Below are 18,628 nucleotides of genomic sequence, written 5' to 3' on the forward strand. Positions count from 1 at the left end.
CGGGAAATCACGCTTCTATCCGGCCCGTTGAAGTCGAAGCGGGGAGATCTGAGCATGAAGCAATGGAAAACCATACTGGCGGCCGCGGCGCTGGCGCTGGCCTCCAGCACCGCAGCGATGGCCGCCCGCACCGACCTCGTGCTTGGCATGCCCTTGGAGCCGCCGCATCTCGATCCGACCGCAGGTGCAGCGGCTGCCATCGACGAAGTCTTCTACGCCAACGTCTTCGAAGGCCTGACCCGCATCGGTTCGCGCGGCGAGGTGCTGCCCGATCTGGCCGAGAGCTGGACGATTTCCGACGACGGCAAGACATACACCTTCAAGCTGCGCTCCGGCGTGAAATTTCATGACGGCAGCGACTTCGACGCCTCCGACGTCAAGTTTTCGCTCGACCGCGCCCGTGGCGAAAACTCGGTCAACGCCCAAAAAGGCCTGTTTGCGCCGATCGACACCGTCGAGGTCGTCGATCCGGCCACCGTCAAGGTGACGCTCAAGAACCCGCTCGGCTCGTTCCTCTACAATCTCGGCTGGGGCGACGCGGTGATCGTTGCGCCGGAGACCGCCGAGACCAACAAGGAAAAGCCTGTCGGCACCGGCCCGTTCAAGTTCCAGAACTGGGCCAAGGGTTCATCGATCACGCTGGTCAAGGCCGATGGCTACTGGGGCGATCCGGTGGCGCTCGACAAGGCCGAGTTCCGCATCATCCCCGACGCGGCCGCCGCCATCCCTGCCCTGCTTTCGGGCGACGTGCAGGCGCTGCCCAACTTCGCGCTCGGCGACGCGCTCGCCCAGGTCAAGGCCGACCCGCGCTTCAAGGTGGTCATCGGCACCACCGAGGGCGAAACGGTGCTGTCGACCAACAACAAGCGGCCGCCCTTCGACAATCTCAAGGTGCGCCAGGCAATCGCGCATGCCATCGACCGCAAGGCGCTGATCGATGGCGCGACCGGCGGCCTGGGCACGCCAATCGGCTCGCATTTCGCCCCGCACAACCCGGCCTATGTCGACCTGACCGGCACCTATCCGCACGACATCGCCAAGGCCAAGGAACTGCTCAAGGAAGCAGGCCTCGCAGAAGGCTTCAAGGCGACGCTCAAGCTGCCGCCGGTCGGTTATGCCCGCCAGGGCGGCGAGATCGTGGCTTCCCAGCTGCGCGAGATCGGCATCGACCTGCAGATCATCCCGGTCGAATGGGCCGACTGGCTCAAGCAGGTGTTCACCGACAAGGATTACGACCTGTCGATCGTCTCGCACACCGAGCCCAACGACATCGATATCTATGCCCGCAAGGACTATTACTTCAATTACGACAACCCGGCCTTCAACAAGGTCATCGACGAGCTCAACCTGACCTCCGACGAGGCCAAGCGCACCGAGCTCTACAAGCAGGCGCAGAAGATTCTCGCCGACGATGCCGTCAACGGCTTCCTGTTCGAACTGCCCAAGGTCGGCATCTGGGACGCCAAGGTCGAAGGCCTGTGGGAAAACTCGCCTATCCAGGCCAACGACCTCACCAAGGTGAAGTGGGTCGACTGACGATCAAGGTGGCGCGCCTTCGGGTTGCGCCACCTTCTGCCCCGCGAAAGCGCGGCATGTAGCCTTCCGATGTGAGGACACTCGCGGCGAGCTTCGTCGCCGTTATTTCTGGGAGCATCGCAAGAGTTCTGTGAACTGCGCTTCTCCGCAACCTTTGCGAGCTTTCGAAGCGGCATTTTCTCGGGCAGTTTGCGTTTGATGACGATCTATCTGCTCAAACGCCTGTTGATCGGAATTGCGACCCTCGTCGTCGCCTCGCTCGTCGTGTTCCTGATGCTCGAGGTTGTACCCGGAGATCCGGCCCGGCTGATGCTGGGCATGAACGCCAGTGACGCGCAGGTCGACCTGCTGCGCGAGCAGATGGGACTGAACCAGCCGCTGATCGTGCGTTATTTCGACTGGATCAGGGGCCTGCTCCAGCTGGATTTCGGCAAGTCCTACACCTATTCGGTGCCGGTGATCGACCTGATCAGGGAGCGGCTTGTCGTCTCCTTCCCGCTTGCGGTGATCTCCTTGACGCTCTCGACGCTCATTGCCATCCCCGTCGGCCTGTTCGCCGCCGCGCGCCGTGGCAAGGCCGGCGACACCGCTGCCATGGCCGTGGCACAGGTCGGCGTCGCCATGCCCAATTTCTGGTTCGCGCTGCTGCTTGTCTATGTCTTCGCCGTCTGGTTGCGGCTGGTGCCCGCCGGCGGCTTTCCCGGCTGGGGCAACGGCATCTGGCCGGCGCTCAAGGCGCTGATCCTGCCTGCGCTCGCCCTCGCCTTACCGCAGGCGGCGATCCTTGCCCGCGTCACCCGCGCCGCCTTGATCGAGGTGCTCAACGAGGACTACATCCGCACCGCACGCGCCAAGGGCATGCCGATGCGCGCGGTGCTGTGGCGGCACGCGCTGCGCAACGCCATGATCCCGGTGCTGACCATCATGGGCCTGCAATTCGCCTTCCTGCTCGCCGGCACCATCATCATCGAAAACGTCTTCTATCTGCCCGGCCTCGGCCGGCTGGTTTTCCAGGCGATCACCCAACGCGACCTGATCGTCGTCGAAAGCGTGGTGATGTTGCTGGTCGCCGCCGTGGTGCTGGTCAACCTGATCGTCGATCTCTCCTATGCGCTGGTCGACCCGCGCCTGAGGGCACGGCGATGAACGAAGCGACACCTCAAGGCGAAGGTTTCGGCGAATTCGTCGGCCGCGCGTTCGGCAACCGCTCCTTCGTCATCGGCCTCGTCATCACCCTGGTCGTCGCTGCCATGGCGGCCGTCTCGTTCTTCTGGACCCCCTTCGACGTCACCAGGCTCGTCGTCGCCGACCGCATGCAGCCGCCCTCCGCCGAGCACTGGTTCGGCACCGACCATTTCGGCCGCGACGTGCTGTCGATGATCATGATCGGCGCGCGCAACTCGATCGCCGTGGCACTTGTCGCGGTCGTCATCGGCATGGGCATCGGCGTGCCGCTCGGCTGCTGGGCGGCAGCGCGTGGCGGCTGGGTCGACGAGGCGCTGATGCGCTTCAACGATCTCGTCTTCGCCTTTCCCGCGCTGCTGTCGGCGATCATGATCACGGCCGTCTTCGGACCGAGCGCGATCAACGCCATCATCGCCATCGGCATCTTCAACATCCCGGTCTTCGCCCGCGTCGCGCGCGCCGGCGCGCTGTCGATCTGGCCGCGCGAATACATCCTTGCCGCCCGTGCCGCCGGCAAGAACAAGAGCCGCATCACCGTCGAACACATCCTGCCCAACATCGCCAATATGCTGCTTGTCCAAGGCACCATCCAGTTCGCGCTCGGCATCCTCGCCGAAGCCGCCCTGTCCTATGTCGGTCTCGGCACGCAGCCGCCAATGCCAAGCTGGGGCCGCATGCTTTTCGACGCGCAGACGCTGATGATGGTGTCGCCCTGGTTGGCGCTGTTCCCCGGCTGCGCGATCCTGATCACCGTGCTTGGGCTCAACCTGCTCGGCGACGGCATATCGGATATCTTCGATCCGCGATCGAGGCGCCGCCCATGAGCCTGCTCGAGATCGAAAAGCTGTCGCTCAGGATCGGCCGGACGCAGGTGCTGAAGGACGTCGACCTCGCCATCGAACCCGGCGAGGTGATGGGGCTCGTCGGCGAATCCGGGTCAGGAAAATCCATGACGGCACTTGCCGTCATGCGCCTCACGCCTGTGGCAACGCAGATGAAGGGGCGTGTCACCTTTGACAGCATCGACATTCTCTCTGCCACCGAGGCCCAGATGTGCGCGCTGCGCGGCGACGACATTGGCATGGTGTTCCAGGAGCCGATGACAGCGCTCAATCCGGTCAAGACGATTGGCGAGCAGGTCGCCGAAGGCATCAGGTGGCACACAAGGGCGAGCCGCGCCGAGGCTGAGGCGCAGGCGCGCAAGATCCTCGACCGGGTCGGCCTGCCGGAGCAGAAGTTCCCGCTGTCGCGCTATCCACACGAATTGTCCGGCGGCCAGCGCCAGCGCGTCGCCATCGCCATCGCCTGCGCGCTGAAGCCCAAACTGCTGATCGCCGACGAGCCGACGACCGCACTAGACGTCGTGCTGCAGGCGCAGATCCTCGACCTGCTCAAGGAACTGGTCCGCGAAAACCGGATGAGCCTGCTGTTCATCTCGCACGACCTGGCTGTCGTCACCGAAATGGCCGACCGGATCACCATCCTGCGCCAAGGCCTGGTGACGGAGTGTGGCGACACCGCACGCACGCTGTCGGAGGCAACCCATCCCTACACGCGCCAGCTGGCGCTGGCATCGATGCATGTCCCGGCGCGCGTCAGGCCTCACATCGAAGAATCCGCACCCGACACCCTGCTCGACGTCGCCAACCTGACCAGGGACTATCCCGGCAGGCGACGGTCGCTGTTTTCGAAGCCGGAACCTGTCCGCGCCGTCGACAACGTCTCGCTCAAGATGAAGCCGGGTGCCTCGGTGGCGCTTGTCGGCCGCTCCGGCTGCGGCAAGTCGACTCTTGCGCGGATGATTCTTGCGCTCGACACCCCCACCGATGGAACCATCAAGTTTCGCGGCATGGACATTACCCGCGCCGACGAGACCGCCATGCGCCGCGCCCGCCGCAACATGCAGGTGGTGTTCCAGGACCCTTACGGCTCGTTCGACCCGCGTCACACGGTGGAGCGGCTGGTCGGCGAGCCGCTGCATCTTCTCGAACGCAAGCCAGACCGCAAGGAGCGCCGCGACATGGTCGGTCGCGCCCTGCATGAAGTCGGGCTCAGCCGGTCCGACATGGAGAAATACCCGCACGAGTTTTCCGGCGGCCAGCGCCAGCGCCTGTCGATCGCCCGCGCCATCATCACCCGGCCCAAGCTGGTGGTGGCGGACGAGCCTGTGTCGGCGCTTGATGTCTCGATCCGCGCGCAGATCCTCGACCTGTTCGCCGAGCTCAACCAGAAGCTGGGCGTCGCCTATCTCTTCATCACCCACGACCTGACCGTTGCCCGCGCCATATCAGACGACGTTCTGGTCATGCATGAAGGGCGGATCGTCGAGCGCGGCAAGACTTCAGAGGTGCTGGACCATCCGCAGACCGAGGCCGCGCAGGCACTTGTCTCGGCAGCCCCCGACCTGCACCGGGCAATCGCCCGGCGGCTGCAGGAACAGGGATAAGCGGCGGCTCGCTAAAAAGCCTAGGTCGCCGGTTTCACCACATCGACATGGCTGATGCCCAGCAGATCGAGCGTGCGGCGCAGGAGCTTGACCTCATTTTCCGCGAGATGGGCGTCGGCCTTGGCTATCTCGGCCATATGGCGGGCCAGTTGCCGGCGTCGTTCGACGTCGAGATCACGGAACATGGCGATGGCCTGCGAACCGTTGGTCTCGTAGCCGAACTCGTTGAGATATTCGATGACGCCATCGATGCTGCTCTCGGCGATGCCGAAGGCTTCGGTGCAGATCCGGCGAAAGGCGATCATCTCGGCTTCACTGGCGACACCGTCGGCGAGGATCATCCGGAACAGCAGCAGCAGCTCGGCCGAGAGCACGGGATCGTCGGCGACCTTGCGGACCCCGGGGTCGCCCTCGAACATGTTCAGAATCTGGGTCAGCAATCCTGTCACCATGCGAATCCCTTCCGTCGAGGCAACTGCAGATCCGATATAGAGCAACGCACGGCGAAAAACACTTGGCCCAATGGCTGGGCCAGCATTGCCGCCGACGCGCTATTGCGCAAGCGGGTGTGCTGTGGTCGAAGGCCTCATCCTCCTGGACAGATCTCCGCACCGATGTTCGACATAGCCACCGAAACCCTGCTGATCCTGATCGCGGCTGCCTTCATCGCCGGCTTCATCGATTCCATAGCAGGCGGCGGCGGCCTGATCGCCATTCCGGCACTGCTGCTTGCCGGCCTGCCGCCGCTCGAGGCGCTCGGCACCAACAAGCTGCAGTCGCTGTTCGGCTCGGGCTCCGCCACCATCAGCTACGCCGCCAAGGGCCATGTCGACCTGCGCAAGCAATTGCCGTTCGCAGCCATTTCATTCGTCGGCGCGATGCTCGGCGCCATGCTGGCGACGGTCCTGCCCGGCGACATCCTGCGCATCTTTCTGCCGTTCCTGCTGATCACCATCGCGCTGTATTTCGCATTCAAGCCCAACATGGATGACGTCGATCGCGTTGAACGCCTGCCGCCCCTGTTGTTCGGACTGACCGTGGTGCCGCTGATCGGCTTTTATGACGGCGTGTTCGGTCCCGGCGCCGGCTCGTTCTTCATGCTCGCCTTCGTCACCTTGGCCGGCTACGGCGTGCTCAAGGCCACCGCCCACACCAAGCTGCTCAACTTCGCCTCCAATGTCGGCAGCTTCATCGCCTTCGCCTTCGTCGGCGTGGTCGCCTGGAAGATCGGGCTGTTGATGGGCATCGCCCAGTTCCTCGGCGCCCGGCTTGGCGCCCACATGGCAATGCGCAACGGCGCAAAGCTGATCAAGCCGCTGCTGGTCTGCACCTGCGTCGCACTGGCCATCCGCCTGCTCATCGACCCCACCAACCCGCTGCGCGTGATGGTCGGCCTGTGACGGCGTTTTGACCGTCTAACGCCCGGCTGATATCGTCCGTTTGCCCCAGCGGAGCCATGACATGGCAAGCGGCCAACTCTACGAGACACCGGTTGAGCCTGCCCCGGCACAGTTCGAGTTCGTGCGGCGCACGCCTTCGCCACAGCTCGCCGGCATCGTCACCGAACTCATCGGGTTTCGCGAACTTGTCCCTGTCTATGCCAGGCAGGCCGAGGTCGCTTCGCTTCATGTTCCGCTGATCATCAGTTTCGGCGAAGCCTTCGCTATCGGCCTGAGCCGGGCACCCCGAGACAATGATCGCTTCGCAAGCTTTGCCGCCGGCATCCACGCCGGACCGGTGATCATCGATTCCTATGGCAGGTCCTGCTGCATCCAGGTCAATTTCACCCCGCTTGGCGCCCGCCGCTTCTTCGGTTTGCCGATGAGCGAACTAGCCGACCGCATGGTGCCGCTGGACGAGCTGCTTGCTGCCCGGGGGCGCGAGTTGCGCGAACGGCTCGGCGAGGAAACCGACTGGCACCGGCGGTTGGACATTGCCGAGAGCTTCATCGCCCAACGGCTCACGAACGCTGCTTCGCCGCAGTCCGAGGTCGGCTGGGCCCTTGAACGAATCATGACGAGTGGCGGCCGTAGCCGCATTGCGGCCATCGCCACCGAGATCGGCTGGAGCCGAAAGCACCTCGCCATACGCTTCGCCGACCAGGTTGGCGTCGGGCCAAAGGCCATTGCGCGCATCGTCAGGTTCAATCGCGCCGCGAGCCTCGCGAAGCAGGCCAACCGCTCGGGCTGGGCCGACCTCGCGGCAGAGTGCGGTTATGCCGACCAGGCGCATCTGGTGCGCGAGTTCCGCGCGCTTGCCGGCGCAACACCGACCGGGCTCGGCTGAGCCGGTTACATTTGTTCAATACGGGCAGGCAGCATTCGGCCAAGGTGGTGACAGTTCAACGCCACAAGGAGGTCCCAATGCCCGCGCTCGACGTTCCACGCATATTCCCGACACTGCGATACAACGACGCCGCCAGCATGATCGACTGGCTGGGCGAGGCATTCGGCTTTGCCGTCCACGCCCGATACATGGATGGCGCTAAAGTCGGCCATGCCGAACTGGCCCTGGGCTCCTCGATGGTCATGATCGGGTCGTCTCGCGCCGATGCCTTCGGCGCCATCGTTGGCGAACCCGGCCACAACGGCGGAAAGGCCATCTATCTGGCGGTCGAAGATGTCGACGCCGTCCATGCCAGGGCCAAGGCGGCAGGCGCCGACATCGTCCAGCAACTCACCGATCGCGATTACGGCAGCCGCGAGTTCATCTGCCGCGACCCCGAGGGCAATGTCTGGAGCGTCGGCACCTACTGGCCGAAAGCAGGCGAACCGGCCGCCTGATCGGCGTCAGCGCGCGGCAGCAAAAATCGCGTCGCAGTCGAGATGCCGTTCAAGGTGGTCTGCAATTTCGTCGAGGGCGCGCTCGACTTCGGCGCGATAGTCGATACCGCCGCCCCTGATGCCAAGACTTTCGAGGAATTTTCCGCGAAAGCCGTCGGCACCGAACAGGCCGTGCATATAGGTGCCGAACACCTTGCCGTCGGCCGAGGTCGCACCATCGTCGACGCCGTTGATGACGGCTGTCGGCCTCACGCAATCGGCGCCCGTGGTCTTGCCGAGATGGATTTCGTAGCCGGACAGTGGCTCGCCATAGCGTACCGAGTGCGCCTCGACATTGCGCACGGTCTTTTCCGGCGCCATCACCGTCTCGACGTCGAGCAGGCCGAGACCCTCGGCCCGCGTAACGCTGCCTTCGATGCCCAACGGGTCGTGCACGACACGGCCGAGTATCTGGTAGCCGCCGCAGATGCCGACGACATGACCGCCGCGCCTGCGGTGTGCCTCGAGGTCGCGGTCCCAGCCGTTTTCACGGAACAGCAGCAGGTCGCCGATCGTCGATTTCGATCCCGGAATGACCACCAGCCCGGCATCCTCGGGCAGTCGCTGCCCTGGCGGCACGAACACCACTTCGACCTGCGGTTCGGCACGCAGCGGGTCGAGATCGTCGAAATTGGCGATGCGGCCGAGCATCGGCACGGCAACCTTGAGCGCCCGCTTTTCCCCGCCTGCAAGCCTTTCGAGGATCACCGAATCTTCCGAAGGCAGCAGTGCTGCCGCCTTGAGCCACGGCACGACGCCGAAGCAGGGCCAGCCGGTGAAATGCCCGATCGCCTTGATGCCGTCATCGAACAGGCTGGCATCGCCGCGGAACTTGTTGATCAGGTAGCCGACGATCATGCGCCGATCGTCTTCCGGCAGGATCAGATGCGTGCCGGCAACCGAGGCGATGACCCCTCCGCGATCGATGTCGCCGACGAGGATGACGGGCACGCCGGCGCGGGTGGCGAATCCCATATTGGCGATGTCGCGCGGACGAAGATTGATCTCGGCGGGCGAACCAGCGCCTTCGACGACGATAAGGTCGGCACCCTCGCCCAGCTTCTGCCAGGAGTCGAGCACGGCGCCCATCAGCTTGGGCTTCAGCTCCTGATAGTCGCGCGCCTTGGCATGGCCATAGACCTTGCCCTGCACCACAACCTGGCTGCCGATGTCGCTCTGCGGCTTGAGCAGCACCGGGTTCATGTGGATCGACGGCTTGACCCCGCAGGCTATCGCCTGAAGCCACTGCGCGCGGCCGATCTCGCCGCCGCCTGCCTCGCCGGGAATGTCGGCGACCGCGGCGTTGTTCGACATGTTCTGCGGCTTGAACGGCCGCACCTGCATTCCACGATTGCGCGCCGCGCGGCACAAGCCGGCCACCAGAACCGTCTTGCCGACATCCGAGCCCGTACCCTGGAGCATGATCGCCTTGGCCATGGTCAGCCCTTTCCGCCCGAGGCTGTACCTGAAACCGTCGATTTGGCCGCCAGCGGCCCGCCGCGCCAGAGATAGAGCGCAAGCAGCGGCTCGCTGCCGGTGCGCATGGCGTGGTTCACGTTGGAGGCGTGGTGGATCACTTCGCCTGCATCGCGCAGACCGAACGGCGCATCGCCCATTCGCCAAGCCGTGCCGCCGGTCAGCGGGATGTAGATCTCTTCAGCAAGGTGGTGGTGGTCGGGATACTCGACATCAGGGCCAAGCACGAGGAAGCCGCCCGCCACCTTGTCGTTGGCATAGTGGCCGCGCGTGCCGAACATCTCCACCCAGCCGTAATTGTCGAGGAAGCGCTGGCCGAAATCCGCTGCCGTGTAGGTCTGCCCCCAGTGCAGTTCGCCGCGATTCCGCGCCAGAAGCTCAGCCAAGGGACGACAGCCGGCCGGCGCCAATTCGACGGCGCGGTCGAGAAGGCGTGAGCACGCGACACCATGCGGCTTCAACGAACGCGGCGGCATTTCCCAGTCGATATCGCCGAGGAATTCGCCCACCGGCGCCACCGAACCGGTTGCCTCGATAAAGCTCCTGAGGGCCTGCAGCAGCCCATCAAAATTTGTCGCCACGTCCATTCTCGCCCATGCATTTGCGCACAGCCGCTCTGTTGAAGGTCGGGTTGCGCGGCCGCATCATTGGTCTAGATTGAGCCCCGCGCATAGCCAAAAAAACGACAGGGAGGCCGACATGGACGCCGCAATCGACGCGACCGCCGGTCAGTTTGAGCTCAACGAAGATCAGCTGGCCATCCGCGAAATGGCGGGCAGTTTCGCCGCCGAGAAGGTGGCGCCCTTTGCCCTTGAATGGGACAAGGCCAAGCACTTCCCAGAAGACGTCATCCGCGAAACCGGCCAGCTCGGCTTCGGCGGCCTCTACGTCAAGGAAGATGTCGGCGGCTCCGCCCTCACCCGCCTCGACGCAGTGCTGGTTTTCGAGCAGCTTGCACATGCCTGCCCGGGCTTTTCGTCCTTCATCTCGATCCACAACATGGCCGCGTCGATGATCGACCGCTTCGGTAACGAGGAGCAGCGCCAGCGCCTCCTGCCCAAGCTGACGTCGATGGAATGGCTCGCCAGCTATTGCCTGACCGAGCCAGGTTCCGGTTCGGACGCCGCAGCACTCAAGACCAAAGCGGTGCGCAGCGGCGGCAACGGCAGCGACTTCGTCGTCAACGGCACCAAGCAGTTCATCTCGGGTGCCGGCGACAGCGACGTCTATGTCGCCATGGTCCGCACCGGCGCCGACGGTCCGAAGGGCATTTCGACGCTGGTCATCCCCAAGGATGCGCCCGGCCTGTCCTTCGGCGCCAACGAGCACAAGATGGGCTGGCACATGCAGTCGACCCGCCAGGTCATCTTCGACGATTGCAAGGTGCCGGCCGAGAACCTGCTTTCCAACGAAGGCGCCGGCTTCGGCATCGCCATGGCTGGCCTCGACGGCGGCAGGCTCAACATTGCCGCCTGCTCTGTCGGCGGCGCCCAGTCGGCGCTCGACAAGGCGCTTGCCTACACCGCCGAGCGCAAGGCTTTCGGCCAGACCATCGACCGTTTCCAGGCGCTGCAGTTCCGCCTCGCCGACATGGAAACCGAGCTCCAGGCCGCCCGCCTGTTCCTCTATGCCGCCGCATCTAAGCTCGACCGCAAGGCGCACGACGCCTCGAAATGGTCGGCCATGGCCAAGCGTTTCGTCACCGACACCGGCTTCGACATCGCCAACGACGCCCTGCAGTTGCTCGGCGGCTATGGCTATCTGCACGACTACGGTATCGAGAAGTTGGTCCGCGACCTCAGGGTCCACCAGATCCTCGAAGGCACCAACGAGATCATGCGTGTCATCATCGCCAGGCATCTGATCGGAAAGTAGCAGGTCGAGGGCAGTAGGGGAGTAAGGCAATGAGGCAGTAAACTGCAGCCTTCGCGCCCTATTGCCCTACTCCCTTACTGCCCTATTCCCTTCCCACGGAGGAACCACCCCAATGACCACCATCGCCTTCATCGGACTGGGCAACATGGGCAACCCCATGGCCGCCAATCTCGTCAAGGCCGGCCACGCGGTCCTCGGCTTCGACCTGATGCCCGAGCATCTCGAGACGGCCCGCAACAACGGCGTCACCGTCATGGCCAACGCGGCCGCCGCCGCCAAGGACGCTGATGTGGTCATCACCATGCTGCCCGCCGGCAAGCATGTGCTTTCGGTCTATGAGGACATCGCGCCGAAGCTGAAGAAGGGCGCGCTGCTCATCGATTCCTCGACCATCGACGTCGATTCAGCCCGCAAGGCACATGCGATTGCAGCCAGGAATGGCCTGCTGTCGGTCGACGCGCCAGTCTCGGGCGGTACCGGCGGTGCTGCGGCCGGCACGTTGACCTTCATGGCCGGCGGCGCGCAGCCGGCGTTTGACGTGGCCGAGCCGGTGCTCAAGCCGATGGCCGGGCGCATCGTCCATTGCGGCGACGCCGGTGCTGGCCAGGCAGCCAAGATCTGCAACAACATGATCCTCGGCATCTCGATGATCGGCGTTGCCGAAGCCTTCGTGCTCGCTGAAAAGCTCGGCCTGTCGCACCAGGCACTGTTTGACGTCGCCTCGACCTCTTCGGGCCAGTGCTGGTCGCTGACGTCCTATTGCCCGGTCCCCGGCCCGGTGCCCAATTCGCCTGCCAACCGCGACTATCAGCCCGGCTTTGCCGCAGCGCTGATGCTGAAGGACCTGAAGCTGTCGCAGGAAGCGGCGCAGCAGGCCGGTGCCGTCACCCCGCTCGGCGCCGAGGCAACCCAGCTCTATGCCCTGTTCACGGCTCTCGGCAATGGCGGCACGGACTTCTCCGGCATCATCAGGTTCCTGCGTGGCGAGACGGCCTGATTAATCCAAAAAAGTTCAAAATTTAGGTTTGCTTAAGCTCTCGATAACCACGCGGTAACGATGTCCAGCTAAAACGGTTTGCAAGGGCGGGCTTCGCAGCCGCCTCTGGCTCCGGATCAGGTCTCGCGTACCGGAGCTGTAAACCTTCGCTGGTCAAGCGTCGCGAAGGGCCATGCGTAATAGTGGCAAAGCCGCGTTCCCGTCCGGGACGCGGTTTTTGCGTTGTGCCCCAACCTCACGTCCCGGATTTCGTCGCCAGCCGGCGAAAATTGGCGCGCACGCGTTTGCTGGCCGGCTTCAGCGCGGCTGCAACCGACTTTTGCGCGGCAACGCCGTTCAGCACCGAGGGTGTGCGGCCCGACAGCACTTCCGGCCAGAACTGCAGCGCCGACTGGAAGTAGGACATCTGCGCTGCCACCATGCCTTCGGCCATGGCCGTCGTTTTTTCAGTTACCGCCGCCAGGCTTTCGCCATGCAGCGGCCCACCCTTGCGCGCTTCGGTCGCCATCATCGGCAACCGCATCGCCATGACCATCGGCGCCAGCATCAAATTGCCGGCAATGGCGCCGGATTGGCGCGAGGCCCTTGCCAATCGTCTATTCTTCATCTCGCGCACTCCGGTTTGGCCCGGCCGATTATGCGCGCGAGCATATTGTGCAGTGCACAATATACGCCTCGGTACTGTCATGAACAAGCCGACCGCCTCAGTCCCTTGGTTCGAACTGCACATCGACCGGCGGCCGCAAGCCGTTGGCGAGGCGGTTTGTCTCGTTGGCCATGCCGACAACGGCGAGCAATTCCATCAGCTGGGCTTCAGTCATGCCCTTGCTGCGCGCCGCCGCCGTATGGGAGTAGGTGCAGTATTCACAGCCATTGGTCGCCGAAACGGCGATGTAGATCAGTTCCTTGGTCAGCGGATCGAGCGCGCCGGGCGCCATCACCTCGCGCACCGACTCCCAGGTGCGCTTGAGCAGCGCCGGGTCATGCGCCAGCACCTTCCAGAAATTGTTGATCCAGTCGACCTTCCTGAAAGCCATGATGTCGTCATAGACGGCGCGGACCGCCTCGTTTGCATCCTCATACTGGATCAAAGGCACGATCGGCTTGCCGCTCATCTGTCGCTCCCGGGGTAGGCCGGGCAGAAATCCCCTGCCCGGCAATCTGGCATCAGGCTTTCCGCAGATCGGCTTCGGCGAGGTCGAGCGCCTTCAGGATACGGTCGCCGGCCATGTCGATGGTGGCGCGGGTCCAGATCAGCGGCGGCGACAGGATCATCGAGTCGCCGGTCGCGCGCATCATCATGCCGTTGGCAATCGCATGGTCGCGCACCACGACCGCGGCACTGCCGCCGGGTGAGAACCGCTCCTTGGTCGCCTTGTCCCTGACGATCTCGATGGCGCCCATCAGGCCGACCGAACGGACTTCGCCGACGAGGCCGTGGCGAGCGATGCGCTCCTTGAGCATCTGGGCGAAATACGGGCCGGTGTCGGTCTTCACCCGCTCGACCAGCCCTTCACGCTCGATGATCTCGAGGTTCTTGAGCGCCACCGCACAGGCCACCGGGTGACCGGAATAGGTGTAGCCGTGATAGAACTCACCGCCCTTCTCGACCAGCGTCGAGGCGATACGATCGCCGACAAGCAGCGCCGACAGCGGCTGGTAGCCCGAGGTCAGCGCCTTGGCGGTGGTGATCGTGTCGGCCTCGATGCCAAAAGTCTGGGCCGCGAACCACTCGCCTGTGCGGCCGTAGCCGGTGATGACCTCGTCGAGCATCAGCAGCACATCGTATTTGCGGCAGATGCGCTGGATCTCCGGCCAGTAGCTCGCCGGCGGGATCTTGACGCCGCCCGCCCCCATGATCGGCTCGCCGATGAAGGCAGCGACGTTTTCGGCACCTGCTTCCAGGATCGCGTCTTCGACCGACTTGGCGGCGCGCAGGCCGAAATCGTGGTCGCTCTCGCCTGGCAGCGCCAATTCATAGGCATAAGGCATCATCACATGGACGATGTTGGGCACCGCACCGCCGAGCTGGTGGTGCATGCCGTCCATGCCACCGAGCGATGTGCCGGCGACAGTTGAGCCGTGATAGGCCATCTTGCGCGAGATGATGCGGTTCTTCTCGGGCTTGCCTTCCAGCGCCCAATAGTGGCGAACAAGCCGCAGCGCCGTGTCGTTCGATTCCGATCCCGACGAGCCGTAGAACACCTGGTTGATGTTCTTTGGCGCCAGTTCCGCGAGTTTCTTGGACAACAGCACCGGCGTCGGCGTCGAGCATTTGAAGAAGGAATTGTAGTAGGGCATTTCCTTCATCTGGGCGTAGGCCGCTTCGGCCAGCTCGTCGCGGCCATAGCCGACATTGACGCACCACAGGCCGGCCATGCCGTCGAGCAATTCCGTGCCTTCCGAATCGTAGATGAACGGCCCTTCGGCGCGGGTGATCATGCGCGAGCCTGCGTCGCGCAGTTCCTTGTGATCGGTGAACGGGTGGAGATGATGCGCGGCATCGATCTGCTGAAGCTGCTTCAGCGAATAATTCTGATAAGTCATTGGCTTGTGCCTTTCGCTTGAATCAATCCGGCAAGTGCCGGGGCGGATTCGAGGTCAGGCGAGCGGCGGCGAGTAGCCAATGCGCGCGCAAAGCCGCAGAAGCTCGGTGTGCCGCGTCCGCGGCGACGGCTTCGATGCAGCGTCCCCTGTCGGGGTATGGGCGTGAAATGCGCGCATGCCACACTCTAACCCGGCGTTTCGCCACTCCACAAGCGCCGGAAAAATCCTCTCTTGCGCCTCAGGACGGGAATAGATCGGCCACGGCGAGCGTTGACTGCCTGTGTGGCCGGCATATTGCGGCCAACCCAAGGAGAACCATCATGAAGACCGTACTGTCCGCATTCGCCCTCCTGCTTGCGAGCTCAGCCCTCTCCTTCGCCGCCGAACCGGCCAAGATCGCCGAAGGCGCCGGCGGCAAGATGTACACCGACGCCAACGGCATGACGCTCTACACCTACGACAAGGACAGCGCCGGCAAGTCGGCGTGCAATGGCGACTGCGCCGTCAACTGGCCGCCGCTGATGGCTGCGGCCGACGCCAAGGACGAAGGCGAATGGACGGTCGTCACCCGCGACGACGGCGCCAAGATGTGGGCCTATGAAGGCAAACCGCTCTACACCTTCGTCCAGGACAAGAAGGCCGGCGACGTCACCGGCGAGGGCAAGGGCGGCGTCTGGCACATCGCCAAGGCCGACTGACCTTTTGCTGCGCGACGGTTCCGATCGGCCCGTCGCGCAGCTTTCGCATGATTTCTAGCCAGCACTCCGCCGCCGTGACGCCGCGCGATAGAGGGCGAAGGCGAGCAGCATGATATTGAGGCTCGCCAGCACCACCGGCAGCCCGATCGGCCCGAAAGTCTGCATCACCAGCCCCGAACTTGGCGGCCCGACAATGCCGCCCATGCCCCACATCAGCGCAAACGCCGCGTTGCCGGCGACGAGCACACTGCCGTTGAAGCGGTTGCCGAGCTCGACCAGCGCCATGGTGTAGACGCCGTAGCCCACGGCCCCCATCACCACGAGCACGGGCCAGATCAGCCTCGTCCCGATCAACAGCGGCAAAAGCACGGCGCAGATGGCCGTCGCCGCGGCGCAAAACAGGATCATGGCACGGCCGCCGACCCGTTCCGCCATCAGGCCAAGCGGAATTTGCAGCAGGATGTTGCCCATCGACAGTGCCGTCAGCATCGCGGCAAGCATTGCTTCGGGCAGCCCGTGGCCTGCGCCGAATACCGGCAGCAGCGAATAGGTGCTTTGCTGGTTGGCCGCCGAAACCAGCACGGCAAACAGCAGCGCCGGCGCAAGCGCCGCAAAGCCCAGCACGCCCCCCTTGGACTGGCCGTCATCCTCGAAGCCCGACAGGTCCGACAAGATGCGCAGGACGGTGGCACAAGCGAGGAAGCCGACGATTGCAATGACGAAAGGCGTCCAGCCTGCGGTGCCGACGAAGGTCAGCACCAGCGGCCCGCTGGCATAACCGACCCCCATCAGCGTGTTGAATACGCCCATGACGCGTCCGCGCCGCGAAGGTGGCGCCATCGACAGCGCCCACACCTCGCCGAGGATGTAGAGCGGGTTGATGACCACACCGATCATGAAGCGCAGGACGAACCAGGCGAACCAGTCCTGGAGATAGCCGATGAGCAGGAAGCAGATTGCAGCCGCGATCGAGCAGCCTACCGCCAGGTTTCTCGCCCCGACGAGGCGCACGGCCGCAGGCACGAAGGCGGCGGAGGCGATCAGGCCCAGCGGCATCATCGCCGCCGACAGGCCGATCATCGCCGGCGGCATGCCCTGTTTCTGCATCAGCAGCGAAAACAGCGGATAGCTCAGCCCTTGCGCTGCGCCAAACATCGCAAGTGCTGCGGTGACGCCGACAAGCGGCGCCCACCTGAGAGGCGGTTCAGCGGCGGTGGAAGCGGGAGAGGTCAAAGCAGTCACCAGGAGAATCGAATGACGGCGATCCTATAGATGATGCGCCCTGTGCCGGATGCCTCACCACGACGGAGAACGTCGGTCCAGTCCCAATCGGTCGCAGTCCCCACGGTTCACCCCACCCGTCGACGATGTCGTTTCCCTCGCGCTACTTGTCGCCACCTCCGCAATGAGCAGCACTGCCCCGGTCCATTATGCCTCCCGACACTGAAGCTTGCCGTGAGGATTCCATGACCGTGGCCCTGCAAACAGCCGAACAGGCTCCTGCCTCCGATCGCGCTCGACGCGGCGGTCGTGCCGGCAAGCGCGCCGGCGGCGCCCAGGCATTCGAGCAGCCGCCTTTTCGCCAGCTCAAGATCCCGTTTGCACCGACCAGGCTGATCTCCGACGACGAACTGGAGTCCATCCACCTCGCCTCATTGCGGGTGCTCAAGGAAATCGGCGTCGACGTGCTGCACGACGAGGCACGCCGCATCATGAAGGCGCATGGCGCCGACGTGCGCGACGGCTCCGAGCGTGTCCGCTTCGATTCCGACATGATCCTTGAGTTGATCTCGCATGCACCGGCCGAGTTCACCCTGCATGCCCGCAATCCGGCCCACAATGTGCGCTTCGGCGGCAACAATCTCGTCATTTCGCAGATGGCGTCGGCGCCCAACTGTTCCGATCTCGATCGTGGCCGTCGCCCGGGCAACCAGGCCGACTACCGCAACTTCCTCAAGCTCGCCCAGATGCACAACATCCTGCAGACGACGGGCGGCTATCCTGTCGAACCGGTGGACATCCACCCCTCGATCCGCCATCTCGAATGCATCCGCGATCTGGCGACTTTGACCGACAAGGTGTTTCACATCTATTCGCTCGGCAAGGAGCGCAACGTCGACGGCATCGAGATCACCCGCATCGCCCGCGGCATTTCCCGCGAGCAGATGATGGCGGAGCCCTCGGTCTACACCATCATCAACACCAACTCGCCGCTGAAGCTCGACGTGCCGATGATGGAAGGCATCATCCAGATGTCGTCGATGGGCCAGGTGGTGATCGTCACCCCCTTCACCTTGTCAGGTGCGATGGCGCCCGTCACCATCGCCGGCGCCCTGGTGCAGCAGAATGCCGAGGCGCTCTCGGGCCTCGCCTTCACCCAGATGGTCAGGAAGGGCGCGCCGGTCGGCTATGGCGGTTTCACCTCCAATGTCGACATGAAGTCGGGCGCCCCGGCCTTCGGCACGCCCGAATACATGAAGGCCCAGCTTGTCGGCGGCCAGCTCGCCCGCCGCTACAACATCCCCTACCGCACCTCCAATGTCTGCGCCGCCAACGCCGTTGACGCCCAGGCAGCCTATGAGAGCGTCTTCTCCTTGTGGGGCGCGATCCAGGGCGGCGCCAACTTCATGCTCCACGGTGCCGGATGGCTCGAGGGCGGCCTTCGCTGCTCCTATGAGAAGATGATCCTCGACATCGACATGCTGCAGATGGTGGCCGAGTTCCTGACCCCGCTGGATCTGTCGGAAGACGCGCTCGCCGTCGACGCGATCCGCGACGTCGGCCCCGGCGGCCACTTCTTCGGCACCGCGCACACCCAGTCGCGGTACAAGAATGCCTTCTATTCGCCCATCATCTCCGACTGGCGCAATTTCGAGACCTGGGCCGAGGCCGGCAGCCCAACGGCGGTAGAAAAGGCAAATCGCGTCTGGAAGGAGCGCCTTGCCTCCTACGAGGAGCCCTGGATGGACCCCGCCATCCGCGAGGAGCTCAACGCCTTCGTCGACAAGCGCAAGGCCGAAGGCGGCGCGCCCACCGACTTCTGAGG

At 64.2% G+C, this 18,628-nt stretch carries 18 protein-coding genes; 11 read left to right on the forward strand and 7 right to left on the reverse strand.

What is annotated here, in order from left to right:
- Positions 1-54 precede the first annotated feature (54 nt).
- From ACSQ3E_RS00345 to ACSQ3E_RS00360, 4 genes are all read left to right on the forward strand, one after another.
- Positions 55-1,536 carry an ABC transporter substrate-binding protein gene (locus tag ACSQ3E_RS00345; protein WP_436121165.1) on the forward strand — a complete coding sequence of 494 codons (1,482 nt, stop codon included), beginning with the start codon at positions 55-57 and terminating at the stop codon, positions 1,534-1,536.
- Between the two features lie 198 nt (positions 1,537-1,734).
- Positions 1,735-2,682 carry an ABC transporter permease gene (locus ACSQ3E_RS00350; RefSeq protein WP_436121166.1) on the forward strand — a complete coding sequence of 316 codons (948 nt, stop codon included), beginning with the start codon at positions 1,735-1,737 and terminating at the stop codon, positions 2,680-2,682.
- Positions 2,679-3,545 (forward strand): ABC transporter permease, encoded by an 867-nt coding sequence (locus tag ACSQ3E_RS00355; RefSeq protein WP_436121167.1) that lies wholly within the window; start codon positions 2,679-2,681, stop codon positions 3,543-3,545. The genes ACSQ3E_RS00350 and ACSQ3E_RS00355 overlap by 4 nt, the downstream gene beginning before the upstream one ends.
- Positions 3,542-5,167, forward strand: a complete 1,626-nt coding sequence (locus tag ACSQ3E_RS00360) for an ABC transporter ATP-binding protein (RefSeq protein ID WP_436121168.1) — start codon at positions 3,542-3,544, stop codon at positions 5,165-5,167. Before ACSQ3E_RS00355 ends, ACSQ3E_RS00360 begins: the two co-directional genes overlap by 4 nt.
- Before the next feature lie 20 nt (positions 5,168-5,187).
- Here ACSQ3E_RS00360 and ACSQ3E_RS00365 read toward each other — a convergent pair whose 3' ends face one another.
- Positions 5,188-5,619 (reverse strand): TerB family tellurite resistance protein, encoded by a 432-nt coding sequence (locus ACSQ3E_RS00365; protein WP_436121169.1) that lies wholly within the window; start codon positions 5,617-5,619, stop codon positions 5,188-5,190.
- 162 nt (positions 5,620-5,781) lie between these two features.
- Here ACSQ3E_RS00365 and ACSQ3E_RS00370 point away from each other — a divergent pair, with 162 nt between their 5' ends.
- The 3 genes from ACSQ3E_RS00370 to ACSQ3E_RS00380 all read left to right on the forward strand — a co-directional run bounded on the left by ACSQ3E_RS00370 (position 5,782) and on the right by ACSQ3E_RS00380 (position 7,950).
- Positions 5,782-6,567, forward strand: coding sequence for a TSUP family transporter (locus tag ACSQ3E_RS00370; protein WP_436121170.1), 786 nt, complete (start codon positions 5,782-5,784; stop codon positions 6,565-6,567).
- A gap of 61 nt (positions 6,568-6,628) precedes the next feature.
- Complete coding sequence (locus ACSQ3E_RS00375) at positions 6,629-7,453, forward strand: helix-turn-helix domain-containing protein (protein ID WP_436121171.1); 825 nt, start codon at positions 6,629-6,631, stop codon at positions 7,451-7,453.
- Positions 7,454-7,530: 77 nt separating this feature from the next.
- Complete coding sequence (locus tag ACSQ3E_RS00380) at positions 7,531-7,950, forward strand: VOC family protein (protein WP_436121172.1); 420 nt, start codon at positions 7,531-7,533, stop codon at positions 7,948-7,950.
- A 6-nt stretch (positions 7,951-7,956) separates the two neighbouring features.
- Here ACSQ3E_RS00380 and ACSQ3E_RS00385 read toward each other — a convergent pair whose 3' ends face one another.
- Both ACSQ3E_RS00385 and ACSQ3E_RS00390 read right to left on the reverse strand, forming a co-directional pair.
- On the reverse strand, positions 7,957-9,426 hold the full coding sequence (locus tag ACSQ3E_RS00385) for a cobyric acid synthase (protein WP_436121173.1): 1,470 nt from the start codon (positions 9,424-9,426) through the stop codon (positions 7,957-7,959).
- Positions 9,427-9,428: 2 nt separating this feature from the next.
- The gene (locus tag ACSQ3E_RS00390; RefSeq protein WP_436121174.1) at positions 9,429-10,046 is read right to left on the reverse strand and encodes a dimethylsulfonioproprionate lyase family protein; all 618 of its coding nucleotides are present in this window, start codon (positions 10,044-10,046) and stop codon (positions 9,429-9,431) included.
- Positions 10,047-10,164: 118 nt separating this feature from the next.
- On the opposite strand from ACSQ3E_RS00390, the gene ACSQ3E_RS00395 reads away from it, so the two are divergent.
- Positions 10,165-11,340, forward strand: coding sequence for an isobutyryl-CoA dehydrogenase (locus ACSQ3E_RS00395; RefSeq protein WP_436121175.1), 1,176 nt, complete (start codon positions 10,165-10,167; stop codon positions 11,338-11,340).
- 112 nt (positions 11,341-11,452) lie between these two features.
- Positions 11,453-12,337 (forward strand): 3-hydroxyisobutyrate dehydrogenase, encoded by an 885-nt coding sequence (gene mmsB / locus ACSQ3E_RS00400; protein WP_436121176.1) that lies wholly within the window; start codon positions 11,453-11,455, stop codon positions 12,335-12,337.
- A 235-nt stretch (positions 12,338-12,572) separates the two neighbouring features.
- Here the strand turns inward: mmsB and ACSQ3E_RS00405 are convergent, their stop codons facing one another.
- From ACSQ3E_RS00405 to ACSQ3E_RS00415, 3 genes are all read right to left on the reverse strand, one after another.
- Positions 12,573-12,944 (reverse strand): hypothetical protein, encoded by a 372-nt coding sequence (locus tag ACSQ3E_RS00405; RefSeq protein ID WP_310317760.1) that lies wholly within the window; start codon positions 12,942-12,944, stop codon positions 12,573-12,575.
- A 97-nt stretch (positions 12,945-13,041) separates the two neighbouring features.
- The gene (locus ACSQ3E_RS00410) at positions 13,042-13,452 is read right to left on the reverse strand and encodes a carboxymuconolactone decarboxylase family protein (protein ID WP_436121177.1); all 411 of its coding nucleotides are present in this window, start codon (positions 13,450-13,452) and stop codon (positions 13,042-13,044) included.
- 52 nt (positions 13,453-13,504) lie between these two features.
- Complete coding sequence (locus ACSQ3E_RS00415) at positions 13,505-14,884, reverse strand: aspartate aminotransferase family protein (RefSeq protein WP_436121178.1); 1,380 nt, start codon at positions 14,882-14,884, stop codon at positions 13,505-13,507.
- A gap of 320 nt (positions 14,885-15,204) precedes the next feature.
- On the opposite strand from ACSQ3E_RS00415, the gene ACSQ3E_RS00420 reads away from it, so the two are divergent.
- Complete coding sequence (locus tag ACSQ3E_RS00420; protein ID WP_436121179.1) at positions 15,205-15,582, forward strand: COG4315 family predicted lipoprotein; 378 nt, start codon at positions 15,205-15,207, stop codon at positions 15,580-15,582.
- Positions 15,583-15,636: 54 nt separating this feature from the next.
- Here ACSQ3E_RS00420 and ACSQ3E_RS00425 read toward each other — a convergent pair whose 3' ends face one another.
- Positions 15,637-16,815, reverse strand: a complete 1,179-nt coding sequence (locus ACSQ3E_RS00425) for an MFS transporter (protein ID WP_436121948.1) — start codon at positions 16,813-16,815, stop codon at positions 15,637-15,639.
- Between the two features lie 233 nt (positions 16,816-17,048).
- Between ACSQ3E_RS00425 and ACSQ3E_RS00430 the strand changes: the two genes are divergently transcribed.
- Complete coding sequence (locus ACSQ3E_RS00430) at positions 17,049-18,626, forward strand: trimethylamine methyltransferase family protein (protein WP_310317749.1); 1,578 nt, start codon at positions 17,049-17,051, stop codon at positions 18,624-18,626.
- Positions 18,627-18,628 lie beyond the last annotated feature (2 nt).

It is taken from the genome of Aminobacter sp. LjRoot7 (assembly GCF_964252895.1).
Lineage (GTDB): Bacteria > Pseudomonadota > Alphaproteobacteria > Rhizobiales > Rhizobiaceae > Aminobacter > Aminobacter aminovorans_B.

Bases quoted from the DNA above. Each gene is read 5' to 3' on its own strand.
- ACSQ3E_RS00360 (WP_436121168.1), top strand. From the start codon at position 3,542: ATGAGCCTGCTCGAGATCGAAAAGCTGTCGCTCAGGATCGGCCGGACG.
- ACSQ3E_RS00380 (WP_436121172.1), top strand. From the start codon at position 7,531: ATGCCCGCGCTCGACGTTCCACGCATATTCCCGACACTGCGATACAAC.
- ACSQ3E_RS00375 (WP_436121171.1), top strand. From the start codon at position 6,629: ATGGCAAGCGGCCAACTCTACGAGACACCGGTTGAGCCTGCCCCGGCA.
- ACSQ3E_RS00395 (WP_436121175.1), top strand. From the start codon at position 10,165: ATGGACGCCGCAATCGACGCGACCGCCGGTCAGTTTGAGCTCAACGAA.
- ACSQ3E_RS00415 (WP_436121178.1), bottom strand. From the start codon at position 14,884: ATGACTTATCAGAATTATTCGCTGAAGCAGCTTCAGCAGATCGATGCC.
- ACSQ3E_RS00405 (WP_310317760.1), bottom strand. From the start codon at position 12,944: ATGAAGAATAGACGATTGGCAAGGGCCTCGCGCCAATCCGGCGCCATT.
- mmsB (WP_436121176.1), top strand. From the start codon at position 11,453: ATGACCACCATCGCCTTCATCGGACTGGGCAACATGGGCAACCCCATG.
- ACSQ3E_RS00370 (WP_436121170.1), top strand. From the start codon at position 5,782: ATGTTCGACATAGCCACCGAAACCCTGCTGATCCTGATCGCGGCTGCC.
- ACSQ3E_RS00420 (WP_436121179.1), top strand. From the start codon at position 15,205: ATGAAGACCGTACTGTCCGCATTCGCCCTCCTGCTTGCGAGCTCAGCC.
- ACSQ3E_RS00350 (WP_436121166.1), top strand. From the start codon at position 1,735: ATGACGATCTATCTGCTCAAACGCCTGTTGATCGGAATTGCGACCCTC.
- ACSQ3E_RS00365 (WP_436121169.1), bottom strand. From the start codon at position 5,619: ATGGTGACAGGATTGCTGACCCAGATTCTGAACATGTTCGAGGGCGAC.
- ACSQ3E_RS00345 (WP_436121165.1), top strand. From the start codon at position 55: ATGAAGCAATGGAAAACCATACTGGCGGCCGCGGCGCTGGCGCTGGCC.
- ACSQ3E_RS00430 (WP_310317749.1), top strand. From the start codon at position 17,049: ATGACCGTGGCCCTGCAAACAGCCGAACAGGCTCCTGCCTCCGATCGC.
- ACSQ3E_RS00355 (WP_436121167.1), top strand. From the start codon at position 2,679: ATGAACGAAGCGACACCTCAAGGCGAAGGTTTCGGCGAATTCGTCGGC.
- ACSQ3E_RS00385 (WP_436121173.1), bottom strand. From the start codon at position 9,426: ATGGCCAAGGCGATCATGCTCCAGGGTACGGGCTCGGATGTCGGCAAG.
- ACSQ3E_RS00410 (WP_436121177.1), bottom strand. From the start codon at position 13,452: ATGAGCGGCAAGCCGATCGTGCCTTTGATCCAGTATGAGGATGCAAAC.